Genomic DNA, 18,211 nt, shown 5'->3' with positions numbered 1-18,211 from the left:
TGTGCTCCATGAGGCCTGGCCCTGACTTCGAGGGAGCGAGTAATGCCGCCAGCAGTCCCCACCAATCCCCGCTCGGCCCGCAAGCAATTCGGCGCAGACCTCCGCCGGCGGCGCGAAGACAGGGGGCTCAGCGCCGAAGAAGTGGGTACAGAAATCGGCTGCTCGGCCTCGAAGATCACGCGCATCGAAACCGGTGAACGGTCAGCGCACCCCGACGACTTCGGGCGTCTCATGGACTTCTACGACGTTCCGGAAGCTGAGCAGGAACACCTGAGCCAGCTCTTCAGGGCAGGCCGCAGGCGGACGAAGGAGTGGTTTCACGCCTACGGCGACGTTCTGTCGAAGAACTACGCCGAGTACATCGTCAAGGAAGGCGAATCGGACGGGGTGGAGGAGGTACAGCAGGACTTCATGCCCGCCCAGTGTCAGACAGAGCTGTACGCCCGAGCCGTGACCAGCGTTGGTTATGCCGCCCTCGGGCCCGACCAGATCGATGCCTTGGTCGAGGTGAAGATGCGCCGCCAGCAACGCATCCTGTCCGAAGGCATGCGGTTCAACGCCGTGATCACCGAGGCCGCCCTCCGCTTCGAAGTCGGCGGGAGGAAGGCGCATCTCGAACAGCTCCGGCACCTGCGAACGGTACTGGAGCTGCCCCATGTCGAGGTGAGAGTCATCCCCTTCAGCAAAGGCGAGTCTGGGCTTGTGACCGGCGGGTACACACTGTTCCGCAACGACGGCCAGGACGAACCCACCGGGGCCTTCGCCGAATCCGTCGCGGGCAACGTCTACATCGACGACGCCCTGGGCCTGAGGCGTCTCAGCAGGCTCTACCGCTACCTCTCCGAGGCGGCACTCTCTGCCAAGGAGAGCATCGACCTGATCGATCGAACCCAGAAAGAACTGACGACATCATGAGCTCTCCGCATCCGGACCTCTACACCGCAGACATCGACCCCGGCAGCTGGCACCGCAGCACGTACACCGCGAACGACGGCAACTGCGTCGAGCTGGGTCAGTTGCCCACCATCCCCGAGGCGATCGCCGTTCGGGACTCCTGGTATCCGGAGCGTCGAGCACTCCGCGGGAGCAAGAACGCGCTTCGCGAACTGACCGAGGCCGTTCTCGCTGGCCGGCTGGCCACAGCATGACCACCCGAGCCGAGAAGGAAGTCCTGTACGCGCTTTCACTGGACGATGTGGTTTGGCTGGCTGCCGAGGGGAGTGCTCCCAACGACCGCTTTGAGCTGGCATATCTGCCAGGCGGAGCAGTGGCGGTAAGGCAGAGCAACGACCCGCAGCGGGCCGTGCTGCGCTACACGGCCGACGAATGGTCGGCCTACCTCGACGGCGCCGCCGACGGAGAGTTCGACGCCGACCTCATCCCGCAGGCAGCAGCACCGCGCATCGCGCCTTGAGCGTGATCTCGCGAAGCCGTCTGGCCGTCCCTCGCCGGAATCGAGGGACGGCCAGACCGAGGCCAGTCTCCCCGCCTGCACTGACAACGGCCTGGCTGCAGGGGCGGGCAGCCGAGACACCGGCGACAACAGGCAGTGTCAGCGGTGGGTTCTAGGATCCCGGCATGATTTCTCCGGATGAGATCGAGCAGATCATGGCGCGCATCGAAGCTGAGGGCGCCGGCGAGTTCTGCGATTGTGGGGCCTGGGCTGCTCGGCTGGTGCGGGGCCGAGAGTGCCAAGGGTGCTACAGGATGCGCCGGGGCATTGAGATGTATGGGCTCACCATCCCCCGGTACAACGCCATCTGGCGCGCGCAGAACTTTAGCTGTGCCCTCTGCGAGAACAACGAGGAGCCGTGCGACGGCGGCATCCCTCACGAAGAACCGCGCCCCTGGCAGATTGATCACGACCATCACTGCTGTGGCGTGAAGAGAGGCAGCAACCGTTGCTGCGTCCGCGGGATCCTGTGCCTCCCGTGCAACCTGAACGAACTGGCGCCGTATGAGCGCAAGCGCCGCCGCGGCGCTGGCTTCCCCATCCCGAAGATCGACGCCTATCTGGCCGATCCTCCTGCGCGCCGCCGGGAAGCCCGTGTCATCAGAGGCCGCGACGATGCCTATCTGCCAACGTCCTGGGCTTCCATCCACGACGCACAGGTGGTCGAGCGCGGGTTTGTGGGCTGGGGCGGCTTGTTCGATCGCTGAGCCTCCGTTCTATGGCCGAGAGAAGACGATGCGAACGCTCGTGGATCGGGAAGTGTTGGATGGCGAAGCCCCTTCGGCTTGGAGCCGAGGGGGCCTGTGGTGCCCACCCCGGGGGTCGAACCCGGATCTCTGTGGCCTTCCTCCCGCACGCACGCGCCGGGTGACCACGCACCTCTACCGTTGGGTCAGGTGGGCAAGGGCGGATCTAGGAGAGGCCGACCGCCGGGGTGCCGACGTAGCGCGCCCAGACCGCCCCGCTCGATTCGCCTGTGCGCCGTGAGGTTGCCTCGAAGGCTCCGGCAGGTCGGAAGGCGCGGATCTTGCCGTGCCGGATGCGGTAGGCCTGGTTCGCAGCCTGGGCCTTTAGGTCGTGGTCGGAGATGTGCGCCCAGTCTCCCGGGCGCTCGCGCAGAGCGCGCGCGGTGCGGCCGGCCGCGGTGTCGTCGTCCGGCAGGGTGTCGAAGCGGGCGTGCATCAGTGATCTCCGTTCGTGGCCGTGGCGGTTTGGGCCAGTGCCCGGATGCGGGCTGCTGCCTCGAACTGCTCGTCGGCGAGGTGGTCGCAGAGGTGGTTTGCGAGTGCCGCGATCTCCGCGAAGGTGGCGGTGATCGCGGCTGTCGCTTCGGTGGTGGCCATCAGCGGTTGTTGCAGCGGCACGTGTTCGTGATTGGGTTGAACCACGATTCGCAGGAGTTGCACCAGATGGCGCCGGGAACTGGCGGGTTGGACGGGACGGGGCTCATGGTGTCTTCCTGGGGTAGAGAGCTTCGGGCAGGGTGGCGCGGGGGCCGTCGGGGGCGAGGGTGGCAACGATCTGCGCCAGGTCGCGGGGCCGCCACAAGGCGACCTCGAAACCGCAGGCGGCCAGGTGCTGGAGCCATTCCTCCTGGGCCGGCCGGATGCGCCCGCTGTCGGTCTTGAGCTCGACGAAGAGCGTTCGCCGGGTCCGTGGATGTCCGTAGACCTCGTCAGGCCATCCCGCGTCACTCCGGCGGGAGTTGTGCGTGTGGTAGGCGAGCGACCAGCCGCGCATTGCGGCCAGCTGGCGAACGCGGCGCCGGAACTGCTCCTCGGTCACGTGTCGGTACCGGGCTTGTATGTCCAGTCCGCAATGGCTGCGGCGAGGACTCTGCGGTGCTGCGCTGCCATCGGGTCCGGGCGCGGCTTGTGCAGCGGCGGCGGAGGAGTCTTGCGGCTGGTCCGGCGAACGCGTTCCTTCAGTACGTCCTGAACGCGGTACCGCTCGCTGAGCAGCTCGGCGAGCGGGTGCCCGTACTGCTCCAGGATGTGTTGCTCGTCCAGGTCGGCAAGGGCCGTGGTCGTAGGCATGTGGATCTCCGTAGGTGGGCCGGGACCCGCAGTGGGGGCGGGTCCCGGCCGGAGGGGGTGGCTCGTATCGGACGAGCCGGTCCGGGCGGGCTGGGCGCGGGGTGTCGCTGCCCGTCCGGAAGCTGGTGGGTGTCGCGCCGTGCCTTCGGTTTGACGATCAGACCGTAACACGGAAATAGATGGTGGCCTATATCTAGTCCAGTTCGACCACCTCGGTCAGGTCGTGTGCGGTCGGCCGTGCTCGCCCTGGCCACTGGACTCGGACGAGGCGTTCGCCGGTGAAGGGGTCGGTGGCGTGGCCCACGACTTGCCCGAGCGGGCGCAGTTGACCCGGGGGTGCGGGCGCGGTCGGCGTGACGGTCGCCCCCTTGGAGGGCTCGGCTGCCACTCAGGCCCCCCTGCTGGTGGTGAGATGTTCGAGGCCGCGCCCCCAGGGGGTGGTGACCGGTTCGTTGAACGCGCAGCCGCCGCCGCTTCCTTCGAGGTCGGTGGCTTTCCAGTCGCCGCCTCCACCGTTGGCCGGGCGTTCGAAGTGCTGAACGTCCCCAGTCTCCAGTCGGATGGCCAGGCGGAGGCCGCCGGCCCCGGTCGGACTGACGCTGAATGCGGTGCCGGTGGTGAGCGCCTCTTGGGTGAGGGTGTCTCCGAGGGTCATGTTCGTCCTTTTGATGATGGCCTATTTGGGATCAGAAGAGGGCGCCGAACCCATCGCAGGTCGGGCAGGTGTCGCCGTCCGGGGTGGTGCCGTCCTCGCAGGAGGGGCAGTCGTGCCGCCGTCCGATCCCGCGGCAGTCCTCGCACTCCCGGGTCTGCTCGTGCCAGCCGTGGAGATAGATCTCCGTGCCGCTCCCTTCGCACGTCTCGCACTCGGGGGCGTCGACGCCGAGGATGTCGGCGCAGTCGATCGGGCTGAAGGTGGGCATGTGAACCTCTCGATCGGGAGGGGTTCACCCCCTCTCCATACCTTAATTCTACTACCTACATGGGGGGTGTCCACCCCTTCGGTGATCCAATTCTCGGCCCCATCCAAGGCGGCGTCCACGCACAGTCCGGCCCCGACGCTGTTCAGGCGCCGATCGCGCGCCCACCGCCAGGCCATGGCAATGCGGCCGGCGGCGGATACCCGCACCCTGCTGTCACCCGGAGCCCGCCCTATCCAGCCGCGTCGCAGCAGGAGCACGGTGGCAGCGGGCGGGATGCGGATGAGTCCGGCCTCGATGTGCACCTCCCCGCCCGGGCCGGCCGCAAGGTGGGCCCGGCCTGCCCCGAGGAGCAGCAACCTCAAGTCCTCGTCCTGCCGCGCGGTGAGCGTCTTCGGGGCGGCGATCGGATCGAGCACCACCCACCGCCCCCGTTTCTCGAGGACCAGCGCCCCGTACGCTCTGGCCCGGACGACGCCCCGCGGGTGGCCCGAGATCCGGGCGATCAGCTGATCGGCCTCCCAGGCGGTGATGTAGCCGAACTCCCCGTCTGCGGGGAACGGTGTCTGCTTGTAGGCGGCGTACTCGAACCCGCCCTCCAGGTGGGGGCGAGGCGTCAGCACCCAGTCCTGTCCGCGCCTGGTGTCAGGGTGCGGCATCGAACAGCTCCGACTGCCCGGCGCCTGGCGCCCGCCGAGCTCCCGGCGCGTGGGGGGCCGCTGGTGCTGGCGGCTCCTCGCCGAACAGAGCGTCCGTGCCGGATCGGTGCTGCGCCGCGACGATGCGAGCCGGCCCCGGTTCGACGGCCAGCGTCAGCGGAGCCTTGGTGTCGAAGTCTGCCGTGGTCATGCCCGCCCAGCTGCTCGGCGTGCCGGTGTTGTCGTTCATCGGTTCCCTCATCGTGATGGTCGGTTGAGGCCAGGGGCGGGGCTTGGGAGCCCCGCCCCTGTCGGCATCAGGCCGCGACCGGCTCGGCCTGCTCGGTGTGCTCCTCGGCCTCGGCCTCGGGGTTCACCAGAATCTCCCGGGCCTCCGCGTGGGCCTTGGCCTGCTTGAGCTGGAACCGGGCCTTGGTCAGCGACTCGGCCACCCGGTCCAGCTGCTCCAGCCGCTTGCCGACCTCGCCCTCCAGGGCCTCGGCGAGCTTGAGTTCGCTGGTCGCGCCGATCTCGTCCAGCAGCACGCGGATCTGCTCGATCTTGTCGAGCGTGGTCTTCGTCTTGCGCTGCGAGGCGGCGCGCTTCTCCTTCTGCTCCGGCGACAGGTCCTCGGTGATCATCAGGACTTGCTGGTTCTGCTGCTGCTTCATCGCGAAGGCGAAGTGCACGACCTGGTTGTCGCTCTCGAACTCGCCGCGGGTGAACTTGGTCAGCAGGGCGCCCTGGTTGGCGAGGCTGAGCTGAGCGATCTGCACGGCCGCCTGCGTGCCGATCTTGCCCTCGGAGACGATCTTCTGGAACTCCAGCCGAAGGTTGAGCAGCTGGAGGCGGAGCCTCACGTAGGCCACGGTCTTGCCGAAGTCTGCGGCCACCGTCGCCTCGGTGGCGCCCTCCTCCTCGTCCAGGATCCGCTGGTAGGCGTTGGCCTCCTCGAAGGGCGTCATGTCCTCCCGGGTGACGTTCTCGGTGACCGACCGCTTGAAGGCGCGCAGGTCGTTCTTCTCGGAAATGACCGAGACCTTGATGGTGGTCTTGCCGAGGAGCTGGTGTGCCCGCCACCGGCGCTCGCCGGAGACGATCTCGTAGCCCTTGCCCAGGGGGCGGACCTCGATTGCGGTGATCAGGCCGTACTGCTTGATGGAGGCGGCCAGTTCCTCCAGGGCCTCCTGGTTGAAGTACTCGCGCGGCTGGCGCTCGTTGCGCTGGACCTGGGACATCTTGACGGTGCGGATCGTGGACATCTCGTGCTCTCCAAGAGGTAGTCGGTGTGGCTTCCCGCCCTCACCTTGTATCTAAATTCTACTACCTATTAGGGGGCTGTCCAGCTCGGGGGGATCCTGGGAGTGTGACCCCTGTCACGCATGTTGGGGGTGGTGACCTGCGGAAACGTGAAAGAGGGCGCCGCTGATCCGGCGCCCCCTCGGTCTGAGCCCTACGCGGCCAGTAGCCCCCCGGTCTCCACGCGCTCACGCCACGCCCGAACTTCCACCGGGGCCCCGGGGAGCAGGGCGGCGGCGCAGTCGTGACGGATTGGACAGCTTCTACACAGGCCGGCGGGGGAGCCTGCGCTCTGCATTGCTGCGGCGGCCGACCGGCACGCCGCGCTGCTCCACGCGATCGGCCGCGCGAGCGGCTCGGTCATGTGGCCAAGATCGCTCAGCATCATCAAGGCGCGCGAAGCGTCGGCCGGTGTGCCGGCCGCGCCTCCTTGCCGTGGCTGCTGAGACAGCGCGATCACGCGCTGCACGTCGATCACGTGCCCCCCAAGGGTCGGTCGAGGCATTGGTGCGGTCCCGCCTCGATAGCCCCGGCGTCCCCCGCGGACGCCGTTCTTGATCCGCGCAGGTCGGGGGAGCCTGATCTCCCAGCCTGCGCGGAGGCCGCCGAAGCTGGCCCGCCGGCCGGTGTCCGCTTGTGGCGGATCGGGTCGGTCGCGGGGAAGCTCGGCGGGCTGATGTCTTCTCGGCCTCGCTGTCTGCGAGGAGAGGTGGCCGCCTCAGGGGCGGTCGGTGTGCCGTAAGGGCGTCCGGCGTGCGTGCACGTACTGCTCCGATGTCAGGCCCGGGCCGCAGCGCCGGGCAGGGCTGATCGGCCCCCGCGTGGAACACGGTTATCCCAGGTCACGCGCGTGGCGCTCACCTGAGAGGGGTCGTTGACAACAGAACATAAGTCCCGGGACCGACACACTGTCAAGTCAGCAAGACAGCCATGGGGCGGGGTGGCCGCAGAACTGTCAAGCAAGCTAGATATCCTTGGAGACCCCGCAGGACAGCCCCGCCAGGGGCGAGAACAGATAGGACGGCCATGGGGAAGCACGCTCCCCCCAGCCGTGGTGTGATCGGCGACCGACTTGACCACCTGATCAAGGAGGTGCACCCGAAGGACCGAGACGCCTTCAGCGAGCGAGAGATCGCACGCAGGATGGCGGAGAAGGCGGCCCCGGGCGAACCGACCCTGACCCACGCGAGCATCAGCAACATTCGAAACGGCACCACGCGCAACCCAGGCGTCGACAGCCTCAGGGCGCTGGCGAAGTTCTTCGGCGTACCCGTCGCCTACTTCCTCGACGACGACGTGGCCGAACTCACGGACCGGCGGATGGCAGAGCTGAAGGCGGCAGCCGAACGGGCGCGAGAGGTCGAGAGCCTTGCTCAAGTCCTGGAGGACAACGACGTACGGGCGATCACGTTTCGCCTCAACGACCTTTCCACAGCGTCGCTTCACAAGGTCGCCGGGTTCGTTGAGGGCATGCGCGCGTCCGAGGGCCTGACCGACCACACCGACCGGAAAGCCCGCTAGCGCACCCCTGAAGATCTTGGATTCTCGGCCCCGCGTCTCACCGCTCGTTTCACCAGGTGAAATAAGGCGAAAGGTGTCAGCGGGGGCGGTTACTCTTGGCCACGACGCCGGAACAGCCAGGCGTTACCAGGGGAGCAGTGTCGGTGAGTCCGGCCAACGGCCGGATTGTGGGGCACGATCATGTGGTGGAGCAGGCGACGCCGCCATAGCGACCCACTCGCCGAGATCGTGGCCAAACTTCAGATGCCGCGACCGTTCGAACTCCACAGCTTTCTCGAGGCCGTATCCGCAGAGCGAGGCCGCCCGCTGATCATCGCCGAACTGAAGGAAATCAACCCTCTGATTCCCTGCGGCATGTGGATGAGCACGAGCGAAGCCGACCACATTCTCTACAAGCCAGCCGCCAGCCCGATCCTGCGCACACAGATCGTCTTGCACGAACTGGCCCACATGCTTCTGAACCACCGCGGCCCGGAGTTCAGCCTCCATGCGTCGACCACACCGACCGACGAGGACGTACGGCGGACCACCGAGGCGATGACGTCCCTCCTTGCGGACGAGGCGCACGCGTTCGGAACAACGGCCCCCGTCCTGCCCGCAGCAGCAGTGATGCGGGCGGAGGCTGCCCGGATCCGGGCCGCAGTCACCGAGACCACCGCCGAGGACGAGGCGCTGGGACTCGACGCGGACGCCATGTTCGCGCTGCTTGGCCGGACCAAATACTCCGCTCCGCAAGAAGCCGATGCCGAAGGTCTGGCCACCCTCATTCACGAGAGAGCCAGCCGAACCGAGGCGCGCTCCAGGACCAGCGACGGATCAGACGTCCTGGAACGACTCAACGACGCATTCGGTCACCCCACCCAGTAAGAAAGAACGACCCATCAAAACCGCAGTAGTCATCGCCCTTTGGGTAGTGGCCTTTTGGCGCCTGCCCGCAGCCATCCGAATTCCACGACAGCGCCCCCTGTGGACCGCGTTCGCGTGCGTAGCGGTGGCGTCCACGATCGCTCGGCCGGCGGTCAAGAGCATCATGATCTTGCCCATCGGGATAAACAATCTCGCCACCGTGATCCAGCACATCCTTGGGATGGGCGGGAGCACGGCTGTGCTCTTCTTCGTCATCGCCATGGCCAAGCCGGACGCCCTACGGTGGGGCCGGCCGCTGCTCTACTCCTGCGCCGCCTTCGGCTCGGCCCTCCTGGTGGTGTTCTTCGCACTCACCCCCCGCCCGGAGGAGACCCACAACTTCTTCGAGGCGAACCTCGGGCAGCCGATGGGTACCGCCTACTGCCTGACCTTCCTCGGCTACCTGACGATCGCGATGACCATCGCATCGTGGCTGTTCCTGTCCTACGGCCGACGCGCGGCCGGAACTTCCCTCAGGGTCGGGCTGCGGCTGCTGGGCGCAGGAACCGCCTTCGGAGCCCTCTACACCGGCTGGCGGATCGGCCACATGACGACCCGGCTTGCTGGTATCCCCTTCGTCACGGATGACGACACCGCCCAGTTCGTGGCCGACCTCGTCGAGTACGCGAGCATCGCGCTGATCATCCTCGGGAACTCCGTTCCCGCGGTCGGTGTGCTGTGGCGCACGATCACCTACAGGCGAGCCCTGACCGAAGTGCGCCCCCTGTGGGCTTGGCTAATCGAGGCGGCCCCCGGCGTCGTCCTGGATGAGCCCGTGGGCCGCAGCCCGCGCCTCCAGCTGCACCGGCAACTCATCGAAATCTGGGACGTCGTCCTCATCCTCAGGGCCCACGCATCCACAGACCTGATCGCCGCCGCCCGCCGCGAAGCCGAAGCTGCCCGGCTCGACCCGCAAGCCACCGACCGCCTCGCAGAAGCAATGTGGATACGCGCGGCCTGGCTGGCTGCCGTCCAAGGAGCGGAGCCGCGCACGGACGAGTCCGAGGCGACCGCCGCCGAGATGGACACCGACTTCGACGCAGAGGTGCGCAACGTACTCGGACTGGCCCGAGCCTTCCGTGACCCGCGCACCACCGCGTTCGCACACCAGCACCAGGAGCAGCCCGCATGACCACCACTCCCATACCCGCCGCCCCGGCGCCGGCCAGCGCGAAGAGCCCTCTGACCGCAGTGGGTACCGATGTCCTCGAACCACGCACGTGGATCGTCGCCGTCACCGTGCTCCTGGGCTGGCACGCCGACCAACTGGCGGGCGTCGCCTGGGGCCTCATCGCCGCCCTGTTCTGCGGGGTTATCCCCATCCTGTGGATCAAGTGGGGGCAGCGTCGCGGTCACTGGGGGGACCGGCACGTGCGCCGCCGCCAGGACCGTTTGATCGTCATCCCCGGCATCATCGTCTCGGTCACCGCGTGCATCGCGCTCATGGTCACCCTGGGGGCACCTCGCGAGATGACTGCCCTCATCGTGGCCATGCTCGCCACCTTGTTCGCGATCCTCGCCGTCACCACAGCCTGGAAGATCAGCGTGCACACCGCCGTCTCGGCCGGCGCGCTCGTCATGCTCACCCTCGCCTACGGTCCCTGGACGCTCTCGGCCGCGCCGCTCGTCGCCCTCGTCGGATGGTCCCGTGTCGTACTACGGGATCACACGCTCGCCCAGGTGCTGGCCGGGACCGGGCTGGGTTCCGTGCTCGCCGGCGCGGTCTTCATCTGGCTGCGCTGAACAGCACAACACGAGGCGGGCCCGACCATCGGTCGGGCCCGCCTCGTCGTCCCGCCAGCTCAGCTGACTGACGTACGCCAGTCGATGCGGATCCGGCTGCGCGGGTCCACTGCCCCACCGCCGGCCGCGAGGACGTGCACCTTCGCCACCGACAGCATGACCAGACCCCGCTGGCTTGCCCGCGGCGCGGTGTTCCACCAGCCGACCACGTCGCGCGGATCAGACAGGGGGACGCTGGTGATCTGCTCCAGGAACCGCAAGCGGGCCCGGGAAGCCGCCAGGTCGTCCTTGGTGGCCTTCTCGGCCGCCTTGTACGCGTCCGGCACCATCTGCTGGCGGAACGCCTTCAGATTGGCGAAGCGGCTGTCGGCGTCCTTGATGTGGGCGGCAAGCCGCTTAGCCTCCTCGTGCGCGTCCTGCTGAAGGCGCACCAACTTCTCATGCTGGCCCGGCCGGAGCAGATCGGCCAAGACCTCCTCGGCCACCACCGGCTCGAGACGATCAGCGTCCATGCGGATCTTGCCGCAATCCTGGCACCGGTAGTTCGGGCCTGCGTCTGCGTTGACCCGGCCGCCGGTCAGGTCGAAGCCGCACTCGTCGCAGTCAGCGATGCCCTTCGTCAGCAGGTAGTCGTAGGACTCGCGCCGCTGCACAGGTTCGCCCCGGATGGCGGCGCGTGCCTCCAGCAGGCCCCGCTGCTCGTCAGGCGTGAGCACGGTGTCCCCGAAGCCTTCGATCGGGTTGCCTTCGCTGTCGAGGCCAGCCATCCGAGGGTTGGAGAGCGTCTTCATCAGGGTGTCCCCCCGCCACAGCCCTCCCAGAGGGGTGCGCCCGCCCGTCTGGTTCACCCAGTCCGCCACCGCGTTCTGCGACTCAGGTGGATCGACGATCGACAGCCGCGATGCCGCGCGCCGTAGGAACGCCGCTTCCGCGTGGACGAGCCCGCCCCCGCCGTTGGCGTATCCGCACAGCCTCGCCATATCCCGCTGATCTCCGATCGTTCCCACCCTGATCGACTGCCGATGAGGGGGCGATCTCTATCTAATAGGCCAACGTCTGTGATGCATAACTCGCAGCCCGCCTACAACCTTCCTGCGACGGCATATCGCCAGGTCGGGGCGCCAAACGGTTGTAGATATGTGGCGGAGGTCACAAACGGCAGGGGCTTGGGACCGCACCCTCCGGTGCGCCGTCCACGCGAAAACACCTGATGGCCCACCCCTTCCAGGGGTGGGCCATCAGATATAGGTCAGCGTCGATCTCAGGGGTGGATCCTGAGCACTTCCCACAGGGAAGCAGTCGCAACGCGGCATGTCGCACCCAGAGGGATCACTCGAGCCGGGAACTGATCCGCCTTGATGAGGTCGTACGCCTTGTCCTTGCCGATTCCCAGAGCCCTCGCCGCGGTCGTCACGCTCACCGTCGGCGGTAGTCCCAGCAGCTCCGTCATCGTCATGGGCTCCGACCGAACCCCGCTCGCCGGCCGCTCCGCATACTCAAGGACAGAAGAGGACATAGGTGGTCACATCCTTCGCCCCCGCGCCACCTGGCGACAAGCCTACTGTGCCGAACGAAGCGTCCCGCTCGCTACAGAAGGATGAGGACACGTAAGGAAGCCCAGCTCAGAGGGGGACGCGTGTTCAAGGGTTCGACCTACAAGCGATGCAAGTGCACCGCGCCGAAGCTCGACGCCGCCGGCGAGCCGATCATCAAGGCGAACGGCGAGTCCGCCACGCGCGAGCTGGGAGCTGAATGCCCCGACCTCAAGAGAAAGGAACACGGCTCCTGGTACTACTACGTCAACCTCTCCGAGTTCCCCGGCACGGGCAACCGCCGCCCCCGAAAGGGCGGGTTCCTCACAAGCAAGGCCGCCGAGAAGGCCGCCCAGAAGCTGTGGGACGAAGCCAGCAACGGCATCGACGTCGACTCCAAGGAGACCGTTGAACAGTTCCTGCTCCGCTGGCACGGCACCCGCGTCGACCTCAAGGAGAGCGTCCGGGAGTACCACCACGACTTCATCCACCGCCTGTACATCCCCAGCTTCGGCGGAGTGCTCATGCGCGATCTGCGCACCAGGCACATCCAGGCGATGTTCAAAGAGATCTGGGCCTTCAACGAGATCAAGAAGGCCAACCGCACGGCCGCCGAGGTGGCCAAGGTCGAGGTCGACGAAGCCCACCGGGCCTGGAAGCAGGCCCCCAAGCCCCGCCCGCCCCACCTGCGCGAGAGGTGGACCGTAGCCCGTGCCGCCCTCAAGGAGGCGTACGCGAAGCCCCGGCAGGACACCGGGCCCGGCCGACAGGAGAAGTTCCACCAGTGCCTCTCAGGCGCGATGGCCTTCGCCGTCGGAGAGAAGCTGATCACGGAGAACTGGTGCGACTCGGTCGTCATCCCCAAGTACGAGAAGCCCGACCCCCTCGTGTGGACGCCCGAGCGGATCGCCCGCTGGCGCGAGACTGGTGAGGTCCCCGGCCCCGTCATGGTTTGGACCCCGGAGACGACCGGCGAGTTCCTGGACCTGGCCGTCGACCACCCCATGTACGTCATGTGGCATTGGATGACCTTCCGAGGCCCTCGCCGCGGCGAGGCCACCGGCCTGCCCTGGACGGAAGTTGACCTCGATCAGGGGTACGCCAACCTGGTCGCAACGCTGGCCGTCCGATCCTCGTACGAGACCTACGCCGAAACTCCCAAGAGCAAGGCCAGCCGCCGCACGGTCACCTTCGACTCCGTCACCCTGACGCTGCTCGCCGCCTGGCGGGAGTCGCAGAAGGGCCAGCGTGAGCGGTGGGAGCTCAAGCGCGCACAGTGGAAGGCCGACAACCCCGACAAGGATCAGAAGTACGGCCCATTCGTCGACTCGGGCAAGGTCTTCACCATGGAGGACGGCCGCCCCTGGAACCCCAAGCACGTCAGCCAGACGTTCGAGCGGTTCCTTGAGCGCCACGATCTCCCGCCGATCCGCCTGCACGACCTCCGCCACTGCGCCGCGTCCCTCTCGCTGATCGCAGGCCTGAGCATGAAGGCGATCCAGCTGCTCCTGGGCCACGCCAGCTTCAGCCTCACCGCGGACACCTACACCTCGCTCATGCCGCAGTTCGACAAGGCGAATGCCGACGCCACCGTAGCTGTCGTCCCGCGCGCCCAGGCGGCACCGCCCACGAGCCCCGGCGGGGGACAGTCGCAGCCCGGAGAGACGCCCGAGCCTGCGCCGGCCGCCGATCCGGCGCCGCGCCTGGTGTTGATCAGTGGTGCATCGGACGCGGAGGGTCAGGGGATCGCTGCCTAGCGTGCTGTCCCCCCTGTGTCCCCCGGGAACGCCGAAGGGCCCTTGGATGTCAGATCCAAGGGCCCTTCTCGGCACTCAAACGCCTGTGACCAGGCAATTCTCTGTGCCCTCGGCAGGATTCGAACCTGCGACACCCGCTTTAGGAGAGCCGTGCTCTATCCCCTGAGCTACGAAGGCGGGGGCTTGACGAAAACCTTGCCGGAAACCCCAGAGGGGTTCTGCGCACTGCTTCGACAAACACACTGGTCAGATGATGTACGCACACTCAGGTGGAGAAGCCCTCGCGGACACTTTCCCGAGCACGCGCTTGGTAGCCAACTGACCGCTGACAGCCTAGCGGATCGTGCTGGGAGTAGGCGCATGGATTCCCGCGGGAGCGGGGCTGGGGTGAAGGGATGGCCGTGACCTGCGCGTTCTGAGCGTCTGGGGTGTCGGGCGGGGAGACTCGGGGCGCCGCGGGTGCGAGGAGGGGCGGCTGGAGTGTGGGGCGGATCTCGCATCGCCATCGTCTTCAACGGCTCCCCGCTGTTCACGGGCGCGGCTGATTCCGGCGAGTCCAAGATCCGCCGCTGGATCCTGGAGAACGACTGGCTGGAGGCGATCATCGCCCTCCCGGACCAGCTCTTCTACAACACCGGCATCTCCACGTACTTCTGGATTCTCACCAACCGCAAGGACGCCGACCACAAGGGCAAGGTCGTCCTCCTGGACGCGCGCGACCAGTGGGTGAAGATGCGCAAGTCGCTCGGCGACAAGCGCAAGGAACTGGGCGACGGGACGAACGGCCGCCCCGACCACATCGGCGACATCACCCGCCTGTACTCGGAGGCCCTCCAGGTCGCCAAGGACCCCGAGCACCGGCTGCACGGCAAGGTCAAGCTCTTCACCAACGAGGACTTCGGCTACCAGAACCGCGTCCCCGTCGGCATCACCACCACCCCAACCGACCGGACACTGCGCTCCGCGGATAGCGGCAAGCGCATCAAGAGCGACACCGAGCGCGGCTTCCACCGAGCCGAATACCTCCAGCAGATCCCCCAGGCCAGCCTCACCCACCAACTGCTCTACCCGTACCGGGCCGACTCCGAGTCCGTGCACAGCCAGTTCGACCTCAGCCTCTGGAACCGCCGCATGATCGCCTACGGCGTCGAACGCCAGAGGATCTTCGTCCTCGGGTTCGCCCTCTCCCAGAACGCAACCAGCCACCAGATCCACCTCCAAGCCCGCAGCAGCGCCCAGCAGAAGCTCCGCGTCGCCTGAGGCACTCCGACCCAACGACGGCCGCACCCACCCCGGGGCGCGGCCGTCGCCGCATTTGCAGCCCCTCCAGGGGCAAGCGGAGCAGAACGGACGTGGTCCTGCGCCGTCAGCTCCGCTGCGTACAGCGCATCGTCGAGGGCTACTTCGACGAGATCTCCCCGCCGGCACCCGCTCTCGTACCCGTACCCGAGCCCGTCGGCGCACCCGAGTCCGCCGACGTACCGGTGCCCCGTCGGGCTGCCGACGACAGCGCGGCGGAGGAGGTGGAGACGGCCCTCATCCCGGAACGTACGACAGCCCCCACGCCCGGCGATGTCGTACGACGGCAGCGGCGTAAGACACTCCAGCCGGACGACTTCCTGCTGCAGGAGCTCCAGCGGTCGCGCGGCGGCCGGATGAGGGACATCGTCGAGACCATCCGCCGCGACCAGATGGCGCAGGTCACCGGCTCGCCTGCGGACATCCTCGTCGTGCAGGGCGGCCCCGGTACCGGCAAGTCGGCGGTCGGTCTCCACCGGGTGACCTGGCTCGTCAACAACGAGCACTTCAAGGCTCAGGACATCCTCGTCATCGGCCCCCACCAACGGTTCCTCGACTACGTCGGCCAGGTCCTCCCCACTCTCGGCACCCGGGACGTCAACGCCGTCCAGCTGGACCGCCTGTGGGAGGGTGAGACCCTCGGTGTGGATTCTCCGAAGGCGCGTCTGGCGAAGTCGGGGGAAGGCATGGCGGCCGTGCTGCGGCGCCGTGTCGAGAGTGACTACCGTCCCGAGGCCCTCGACGCCCTCACCGTCGTCCCCTCCTACGAGGGCGACGAGCCCGGGGTTGTTGTCACTGCCGGCAGTACGACCCTCCGTGTGCCGAAGTCCGAGGTGCTCGCCCTCCTCGACCAGGCTCACGCCGGCGACGGGCCCTTCCGGGAGCGGCGGGACCGCTTCCGCGGCCTGTTCGTCGACCGGCTTCTCCAAGAGCTCGCCGATGTCGCACCGCGCCGCGGACAGGCCGGCATGATCCGCCGCGACCTGGAACGCAACCGCCGGGTCGAGCGCCTCGTCGAACGTGTCTGGCCCTCCCCCGGCCCCCGGGAGGCCCTGCGCAGCCTCTACGACTCGGCCGACCTCCTGCGGGACTGCGCCGACGGCATCCTCGACGAGGACGAGCAGGCAGCCCTGCTGCGGGCGCGCGCCGCCAGCGCCGACGCCGACCCCTGGACCCTCGACGACCACGTCTGCCTCGAAGAGCTTCGCGTGCTGATCAGCGGCGAGACCCCGCCGCGATACGGCCACATCGTCGTCGACGAGGCCCAGGACCTCACGCCCATGCAGGCCCGCTCCCTGCGGCGGCGGTGTGCCGTGGGCGGCTCCATGACCGTCCTGGGCGACCTCGCGCAGGCGACGGGCGCCCACACCCCGACGAGCTGGGACCTGCTGGGCGCACTCCTTTCCGACCACGGCGACTGGAGCGTGGCTCAGCTCACCACCAGCTACCGCGTCCCCGCCGAGATCATGGAGTTCGTCGCCCCTCTCGCCCGCGTGGTCGCCCCGTCCCTGCCATATCCACAGGCCGTCCGTGAGGCGGGCGTGGACGCCGTGCGGACCGTGGCGACCGAACCGTGGAAGCTGCTCGACGACACCGTCGCCCACGTGGCACGACTGGTGCGCACCAGCGACGGCAACAACCCCCGCTCCGTTGCCGTCATCGTCCCCGACGACTCCGACTGGCTGGACGCCATCAGCCACCGGATCCACGAGGGCGGCGACATCGCCGAGCGCGGTCGCGATGCCGTGTCCGTACTGGCCGCCTCGCAGGCCAAGGGAATGGAGTACGACCACGTCCTGGTCGTCGAGCCCGCGACGATCGCCGACCGTGGTCCGGCCGGGCTGCGCCAGCTGTACGTGGCCCTCACCCGCAGCACTCAGAGCCTGACCGTCCTGCACACCGCCGCGTTGCCGGAGGCGCTCATCGCCTCCGCGGACGACGCCGAACCCGCGGCACCGGACGTCCGGCCGGCGGGCGCGGCGGAAAGCCTTCCCCGGATCGGCAGCGATGTCCGGGTCGAGGTCGTAGGCCACGTCTCCGGCGGTCGCTACAAGGTCAGGCCGACGTCTCCGGTGATCGGTCGGCCGCTCGTGCTCACCGTCCGCCAAGGATCGGTTCCCCCGCGGCGGGGTGACGAGCTGGACTGCTGGGTGTTCGCGAACGACACGAGCCAGACGGTGCTCACCGCAGATCAGCGTGGCCGGTCGCCCGTCTCGGAGCGAATGGCGGGGCGCTATCTCGCGGCGCTGGACGTGCTGAGAGAGCTGACCGGCAGCGACGGCGACGTTCCCGACACCCGCAGCCGCCTCTCCGAACTTCAGGGCATGGCCAACCGCATCCTGCGCCGGGACCAGGCCGACTGGGTCGATGTACTTCACCTGTTCGGTGATCCGGACAGGGAACGACGCGGAGTTCTTCGAGACCTTGCCGCGACAACCAACCGTGCGCTCAAGGAGGGCACTTTCGACGCAGGCCGGCTCGCGGAGGGGCTGGATGCCTCCGGCTGGGCAGGGCCCCTCGCTGCAGCACGGCGAGAGCTCCAGGAGCGCTTCAGCATGGCGACGAGGCCGAACTCCGACGGCGCGACCCCCGTCGTCCCGACGCAACCCGATCAGAAGGAAGAGGTGCAGATGACCGCCGCGGACACCGCCGCCGCAACACCGGCTGCGACCACGAAGGACGGTTTCCTCCGCGCGCTGGAAGCGGCTGCCGGGGCCGACCGTACGTGCAGGAAGCACGAGGCTGTCCGTCATGCGCTGAAGGCATCGCTTCTCTGGGCGGACCTGCAGCCGACCGACTCCTCGGTCGTCGACGTCAGCTGCGTCACCCAGCACGGTCTCTTCCTCTACGAGGCCCTGGGTGCAGGCTGCTCCACCTATGCGGACCTGCGATCGGGCGCGACCCGGCTGCTCGAGATCAACCACACGCTGCCCGAGCCGGCCGACGGTCTCTACCTTGTCCTCTCCGAACCGCCTTCCGAGGACTGGTCTGTAGACACGATTCGCGACGTCTTCCGTGTCAATGTCATCTGGCGCAGCCCGACCGGTTGGGGCGGAGAGAACGCGCACACCGCCTTCGGCCACTCCGGGGTGAGTAATCACCAGTAG

General features: G+C 67.9%; 21 protein-coding genes, 2 tRNA genes and 1 pseudogene. 11 read left to right on the top strand and 13 right to left on the bottom strand.

Going from position 1 to position 18,211, the window contains the following annotated elements:
- Window positions 1–42 precede the first annotated feature (42 nt).
- From ACGFYY_RS23415 to ACGFYY_RS23400, 4 genes are all read left to right on the top strand, one after another.
- Window positions 43–915 carry a helix-turn-helix transcriptional regulator gene (locus ACGFYY_RS23415; protein ID WP_364852358.1) on the top strand — a complete coding sequence of 291 codons (873 nt, stop codon included), beginning with the start codon at window positions 43–45 and terminating at the stop codon, window positions 913–915.
- Window positions 912–1,148, top strand: a complete 237-nt coding sequence (locus ACGFYY_RS23410; RefSeq protein WP_364852360.1) for a DUF397 domain-containing protein — start codon at window positions 912–914, stop codon at window positions 1,146–1,148. Before ACGFYY_RS23415 ends, ACGFYY_RS23410 begins: the two co-directional genes overlap by 4 nt.
- The gene (locus ACGFYY_RS23405; protein ID WP_364852362.1) at window positions 1,145–1,414 is read left to right on the top strand and encodes a DUF397 domain-containing protein; all 270 of its coding nucleotides are present in this window, start codon (window positions 1,145–1,147) and stop codon (window positions 1,412–1,414) included. The genes ACGFYY_RS23410 and ACGFYY_RS23405 overlap by 4 nt, the downstream gene beginning before the upstream one ends.
- A 164-nt stretch (window positions 1,415–1,578) precedes the next feature.
- A complete protein-coding gene (locus ACGFYY_RS23400) occupies window positions 1,579–2,160 on the top strand; it encodes an endonuclease domain-containing protein (RefSeq protein ID WP_364852363.1) in 582 nt (193 codons plus the stop codon).
- 97 nt (window positions 2,161–2,257) lie between these two features.
- On the opposite strand, the gene ACGFYY_RS23395 is transcribed toward ACGFYY_RS23400, so the two are convergent.
- From ACGFYY_RS23395 to ACGFYY_RS23345, 11 genes are all read right to left on the bottom strand, one after another.
- Window positions 2,258–2,355: transfer RNA gene (locus ACGFYY_RS23395), tRNA-OTHER, on the bottom strand.
- A 10-nt stretch (window positions 2,356–2,365) separates the two neighbouring features.
- A complete protein-coding gene (locus tag ACGFYY_RS23390) occupies window positions 2,366–2,635 on the bottom strand; it encodes a hypothetical protein (RefSeq protein ID WP_364852365.1) in 270 nt (89 codons plus the stop codon).
- Window positions 2,635–2,796, bottom strand: a complete 162-nt coding sequence (locus ACGFYY_RS23385; RefSeq protein ID WP_393711995.1) for a hypothetical protein — start codon at window positions 2,794–2,796, stop codon at window positions 2,635–2,637. The genes ACGFYY_RS23390 and ACGFYY_RS23385 overlap by 1 nt, the downstream gene beginning before the upstream one ends.
- A 103-nt stretch (window positions 2,797–2,899) precedes the next feature.
- Entirely contained in the window at window positions 2,900–3,238 is a 339-nt protein-coding gene (locus tag ACGFYY_RS23380) for a VRR-NUC domain-containing protein (protein ID WP_364852369.1), read from the bottom strand.
- Window positions 3,235–3,489 (bottom strand): hypothetical protein, encoded by a 255-nt coding sequence (locus ACGFYY_RS23375; RefSeq protein WP_364852371.1) that lies wholly within the window; start codon window positions 3,487–3,489, stop codon window positions 3,235–3,237. Before ACGFYY_RS23375 ends, ACGFYY_RS23380 begins: the two co-directional genes overlap by 4 nt.
- A gap of 193 nt (window positions 3,490–3,682) precedes the next feature.
- Window positions 3,683–3,877, bottom strand: coding sequence for a hypothetical protein (locus ACGFYY_RS23370; RefSeq protein ID WP_393711992.1), 195 nt, complete (start codon window positions 3,875–3,877; stop codon window positions 3,683–3,685).
- Window positions 3,878–4,144: a hypothetical protein gene (locus tag ACGFYY_RS23365; RefSeq protein WP_364852375.1), complete on the bottom strand. Its 267-nt coding sequence runs from the start codon at window positions 4,142–4,144 to the stop codon at window positions 3,878–3,880.
- A gap of 31 nt (window positions 4,145–4,175) precedes the next feature.
- Entirely contained in the window at window positions 4,176–4,412 is a 237-nt protein-coding gene (locus tag ACGFYY_RS23360; protein ID WP_364852376.1) for a hypothetical protein, read from the bottom strand.
- A 642-nt stretch (window positions 4,413–5,054) separates the two neighbouring features.
- Window positions 5,055–5,297 (bottom strand): hypothetical protein, encoded by a 243-nt coding sequence (locus ACGFYY_RS23355; protein WP_393711989.1) that lies wholly within the window; start codon window positions 5,295–5,297, stop codon window positions 5,055–5,057.
- Between the two features lie 67 nt (window positions 5,298–5,364).
- Entirely contained in the window at window positions 5,365–6,309 is a 945-nt protein-coding gene (locus tag ACGFYY_RS23350) for a ParB/RepB/Spo0J family partition protein (RefSeq protein WP_393711987.1), read from the bottom strand.
- A 191-nt stretch (window positions 6,310–6,500) separates the two neighbouring features.
- A complete protein-coding gene (locus ACGFYY_RS23345; protein WP_393711985.1) occupies window positions 6,501–6,824 on the bottom strand; it encodes a hypothetical protein in 324 nt (107 codons plus the stop codon).
- Window positions 6,825–7,402: 578 nt separating this feature from the next.
- Between ACGFYY_RS23345 and ACGFYY_RS23340 the strand changes: the two genes are divergently transcribed.
- The 4 genes from ACGFYY_RS23340 (at window position 7,403) to ACGFYY_RS23325 (ending at window position 10,516) form a co-directional block, all read left to right on the top strand.
- Complete coding sequence (locus tag ACGFYY_RS23340; protein WP_393711983.1) at window positions 7,403–7,867, top strand: helix-turn-helix domain-containing protein; 465 nt, start codon at window positions 7,403–7,405, stop codon at window positions 7,865–7,867.
- Window positions 7,868–8,095: 228 nt separating this feature from the next.
- On the top strand, window positions 8,096–8,734 hold the full coding sequence (locus ACGFYY_RS23335; RefSeq protein WP_364852386.1) for a hypothetical protein: 639 nt from the start codon (window positions 8,096–8,098) through the stop codon (window positions 8,732–8,734).
- A 13-nt stretch (window positions 8,735–8,747) separates the two neighbouring features.
- Window positions 8,748–9,905, top strand: a complete 1,158-nt coding sequence (locus tag ACGFYY_RS23330) for an MAB_1171c family putative transporter (RefSeq protein WP_393712054.1) — start codon at window positions 8,748–8,750, stop codon at window positions 9,903–9,905.
- Window positions 9,902–10,516, top strand: a complete 615-nt coding sequence (locus ACGFYY_RS23325) for a phosphatase PAP2 family protein (protein WP_393711980.1) — start codon at window positions 9,902–9,904, stop codon at window positions 10,514–10,516. Before ACGFYY_RS23330 ends, ACGFYY_RS23325 begins: the two co-directional genes overlap by 4 nt.
- Window positions 10,517–10,575: 59 nt before the next feature.
- On the opposite strand, the gene ACGFYY_RS23320 is transcribed toward ACGFYY_RS23325, so the two are convergent.
- Complete coding sequence (locus ACGFYY_RS23320) at window positions 10,576–11,523, bottom strand: hypothetical protein (RefSeq protein WP_364852390.1); 948 nt, start codon at window positions 11,521–11,523, stop codon at window positions 10,576–10,578.
- Window positions 11,524–12,152: 629 nt separating this feature from the next.
- On the opposite strand from ACGFYY_RS23320, the gene ACGFYY_RS23315 reads away from it, so the two are divergent.
- Window positions 12,153–13,805 carry a tyrosine-type recombinase/integrase gene (locus ACGFYY_RS23315; protein ID WP_393711978.1) on the top strand — a complete coding sequence of 551 codons (1,653 nt, stop codon included), beginning with the start codon at window positions 12,153–12,155 and terminating at the stop codon, window positions 13,803–13,805.
- A gap of 104 nt (window positions 13,806–13,909) precedes the next feature.
- Here ACGFYY_RS23315 and ACGFYY_RS23310 read toward each other — a convergent pair.
- A tRNA-Arg gene (locus tag ACGFYY_RS23310) sits at window positions 13,910–13,982 on the bottom strand.
- A gap of 306 nt (window positions 13,983–14,288) precedes the next feature.
- Between ACGFYY_RS23310 and ACGFYY_RS23305 the strand changes: the two are divergent.
- Window positions 14,289–14,714, top strand: a pseudogene (locus ACGFYY_RS23305) (class I SAM-dependent DNA methyltransferase); the annotation flags it as partial.
- 443 nt (window positions 14,715–15,157) lie between these two features.
- Entirely contained in the window at window positions 15,158–18,211 is a 3,054-nt protein-coding gene (locus ACGFYY_RS23300; RefSeq protein ID WP_393711976.1) for a HelD family protein, read from the top strand.

This window comes from Streptomyces sp. NPDC048331, assembly GCF_043201215.1.
Taxonomy (GTDB): Bacteria; Actinomycetota; Actinomycetes; order Streptomycetales; family Streptomycetaceae; genus Streptomyces.
The sequence above is the reverse complement of the archived record's forward strand: the minus strand, read 5'-3'. Positions and strand labels throughout refer to the sequence as shown.